Annotated in this window: 3 protein-coding genes; 2 read left to right on the top strand and 1 reads right to left on the bottom strand. The window is 71.1% G+C overall.

What is annotated here, in order from left to right:
- The first annotated feature begins 87 nt into the window (after nt 1-87).
- Both ACLQ24_RS29260 and ACLQ24_RS29265 read left to right on the top strand, forming a co-directional pair.
- Nucleotides 88-1,662 carry a Na+/H+ antiporter gene (locus ACLQ24_RS29260; protein ID WP_425894967.1) on the top strand — a complete coding sequence of 525 codons (1,575 nt, stop codon included), beginning with the start codon at nt 88-90 and terminating at the stop codon, nt 1,660-1,662.
- Nucleotides 1,659-1,916 (top strand): UBP-type zinc finger domain-containing protein, encoded by a 258-nt coding sequence (locus ACLQ24_RS29265; RefSeq protein WP_425894968.1) that lies wholly within the window; start codon nt 1,659-1,661, stop codon nt 1,914-1,916. The genes ACLQ24_RS29260 and ACLQ24_RS29265 overlap by 4 nt, the downstream gene beginning before the upstream one ends.
- A gap of 3 nt (nt 1,917-1,919) precedes the next feature.
- On the opposite strand, the gene ACLQ24_RS29270 is transcribed toward ACLQ24_RS29265, so the two are convergent.
- Nucleotides 1,920-2,453, bottom strand: a complete 534-nt coding sequence (locus ACLQ24_RS29270; protein WP_425894969.1) for a GNAT family N-acetyltransferase — start codon at nt 2,451-2,453, stop codon at nt 1,920-1,922.
- Between the last annotated feature and the right edge of the window lie 90 nt (nt 2,454-2,543).

A 2,543-nucleotide genomic window follows, 5' to 3' on the forward strand; every position in this document is an offset into this window, starting at 1 on the left:
CCAAACCGGCGTCGAAACAAGGTCTGACCAGCGAAGTCTCCAGCCAAGATCAACTTATCTAGGAAACTCGGGCTAGGCTCGTACCCCATGGAAAGCCTGTTTCCGGTCGTCGTCTTCCTGGCGATCGCCACCCTCGGCGCGGCGCTGGCCCGCCGGCTCGGCCTGCTCGCGCCGATCCTGCTGGTCGTACTCGGACTGGCGTTGTCCTTCGTTCCGGGCTTCCCGCAGATTCATCTCGAGCCGGAGCTGGTGCTGATCGGCATCCTGCCGCCGTTGCTGTACGTCGCGGCGCTGGAGACGTCGGTGCCGGCGTTCAAGAACAACATCCGGCCGATCCTGCTGCTCGCCGTGGGTCTGGTGCTGTTCACCGCGTTCGCGGTGGGAGTCGTGCTGCACCTGCTGCTGCCGCAGGTCCCGTTCGCGATCTGCCTGGCCCTCGGCGCGGTGGTCGCGCCGCCGGACGCGGTGGCCGCCACCGCGGTCGCCCGCCGCGTCGGGCTGCCCCGCCGGGTGGTCACGATCCTGGAGGGGGAGAGCCTCGTCAACGACGCCACCGCGCTGGTGCTGCTGCGGGTCGCGACCATGGCCACCATCGGCTCGACGGTCGGTACGACGGACGTGGCCGTCGAGGTGCTGCGCGCGACCGGCGGCGGCATCCTGATCGGCGCACTCGGGGCGGTGGTCTTCGGCTTTGTGCACCGGCGGATCAGCGACCCGCTGCTGGACAACGCGCTGTCGTTGATCATCCCGTTCGCGGTGGTGTTCACGGCCGAGCACGTGCACGCCTCCGGTGTGGTCGCCGTGGTCGTCACCGGGCTGGCCCTCGGGCACAAGCTGCCGCAACTGCTGTCGGCGGCGTCCCGGTTGCAGACCGGTGCGTTCTGGCGGCTGGTGCGGTTCCTGCTGGAAGGGCTGGTCTTCCTCCTGGTCGGGCTGCAACTGCGGGACGTGCTGCGGGACCTCGACGAGCCGGCCGGCTCCCTCGTCCTGATCACCGTCGCGGTGCTGGCCACCGTCTTCCTGACCCGCTTCGTGTGGCTCTTCCCGGCCACCTACCTGGCCCGGCTGGTCCCCCGGATCCGCCGCCGCGACGCGGCCCCGTCCCCGAAGTTCCCGATCATCATCGGCTGGGCCGGGATGCGGGGCGTGGTGACGCTCGCCGCCGCCCTGGCCCTGCCGCTGACGCTGGCCGAGGACGAGCCGTACCCGCGGGCCCTGTTCATCTGGCTGGCCTTCGCGGTGATCGTGGTCACGTTGGTCGGCCAGGGCGCCACTCTCCCGATGGTCGCCCGCCGCCTGAAACTGCCGCAGGACGACCCGGTGCAGGACGCCCTGTCCGCGGCCGGAGTGCAGCAGCAGGCCAGCAAGGCCGCACGGGAACGGTTGGAGGAGCTGGCCGACAGCGCGCCGGCGCCCGTGGTGGACCGGCTGCGTCGGGTGCAGGAGGACCGCACCAACATGGCCTGGGAACGGCTCGGCGGCGACGAGCGGGAAACCCCGTCACAGGCGTACGGTCGGCTGCGACAAGAGATGATCGACGCCGAACGCGACGTGTTCCGGGCTGCCCGGGACTCCGGTCGCATTCCTGAGGAGGTGCTGGTGCGGGCCTATCGTGACCTGGACCTGGAAGAGTCGCTGCTGCGGCAGGAGGTGGAGCAGTGAGCTGTCAGCACCTGGCCGAGGCCAGCACCGCCGAGCCGGGTACCCCCGACGAGTGCGCGGACTGCGTCGCCATCGGCGACACCTACTGGGTGCACCTGCGTATCTGCCTGAGCTGCGGCCAGGTCGGCTGCTGCGACTCGTCGCCGAACCAGCACGCGAGCAAGCACTTCGCGTCGACCGGTCACCCGGTGATCCGCTCGGCGCAGCCGGGCGAGGCCTGGCGCTGGTGCTTCGTCGACGAGGAGATCGGCTGACGCTCAGTCGAGCCGGCGGACGAGGAGCTGACCGGGCCACGGTTCGCGGCCCGGTCGCACGACGGTGAACGGCTCGGTGGCGGTGAAGCCGCAGCTCTCGTAGAACCGAACGAGTGCCCGGTCGTCGCCGCCGTAGCAGTCCACCCGCAGCAGGCCCAGCCCTCGTGCCCGGGCCAGCTCGGCGGCGTGCTCCAGCAGCCGGGCCCCGATCCCCAGCCCGGCGTGCGCCCGGTCGGTGACCAGCAGCCGGACGTACAGCTCCGGCTCGGTGGCCGGGGGCACGTGCTCGGTGGCGGCACCCACCACCAGCGCGCCGACCGGCTGGTCGTCCCGCATCGCCAGGTGTAGGTCGCCGCTCGCGGCCCAGTCCTCGGCGCGGGCGATCTGGCCGGGATCGGTGGACGGCGGCCGGGTGCCCCACTGCCCGGTCCGCCCGTGCTCGACCAGCCAGGCGGTGGCGACGTCGAGCAGCCGCAGCGCGGCCTTGGCGTCGCCCGGGCCGCCGGGGCGGACGGTGATGGTCGAAGGATCGGTCATGTCGGGGATTCTGCTAGCCCGAGTTTCCTAGATAAGTTGATCTTGGCTGGAGACTTCGCTGGTCAGACCTTGTTTCGACGCCGGTTTGGC

Origin of the sequence: Micromonospora sp. DT4, assembly GCF_049841675.1 — a bacterium.
Taxonomy (GTDB): domain Bacteria; phylum Actinomycetota; class Actinomycetes; order Mycobacteriales; family Micromonosporaceae; genus Micromonospora.